This is a genomic window from Agrobacterium sp. ST15.16.024 (assembly GCF_027956545.1).
Lineage (GTDB): Bacteria > Pseudomonadota > Alphaproteobacteria > Rhizobiales > Rhizobiaceae > Agrobacterium > Agrobacterium cucumeris.
The window spans coordinates 1-380 of record NZ_JAQKGO010000072.1; the positions used below are offsets into that span (position 1 = coordinate 1).

Below are 380 nucleotides of genomic sequence, written 5' to 3' on the forward strand. Positions count from 1 at the left end.
CCCTTGGCGCTTATCACCGTAAATGGCAGTGAGAAACATGAAATATTCATTAGGGCCGGTGCTGTACTACTGGCCAAAAGAGACGCTGGAAGATTTTTACCTGCAGGCGGCAAACTGCAGCGCCGACACCATTTATCTCGGCGAAGCGGTATGCAGCAAACGCCGCGCCACCAAAGTTGGCGACTGGATCGAAATGGCGAAAACGCTGGCCGCTAGCGGCAAGCAGGTGGTGCTCTCCACCCTCGCGCTGGTGCAGGCCTCTTCTGAACTGGGCGAGCTGAAGCGCTATGTCGATAACGGCGAATTTCTGATTGAGGCCAGCGATTTGGGCGTGGTAAATCTCTGCGCCGAACGCAAGCTACCGTTCGTCGCCGGGCATG

At 56.6% G+C, this 380-nt stretch carries 1 pseudogene; it reads left to right on the forward strand.

What is annotated here, in order from left to right:
• Positions 1 to 37: 37 nt before the first annotated feature.
• Positions 38 to 380 (forward strand): annotated as a pseudogene (locus PL640_RS25685) (hypothetical protein); the annotation flags it as partial.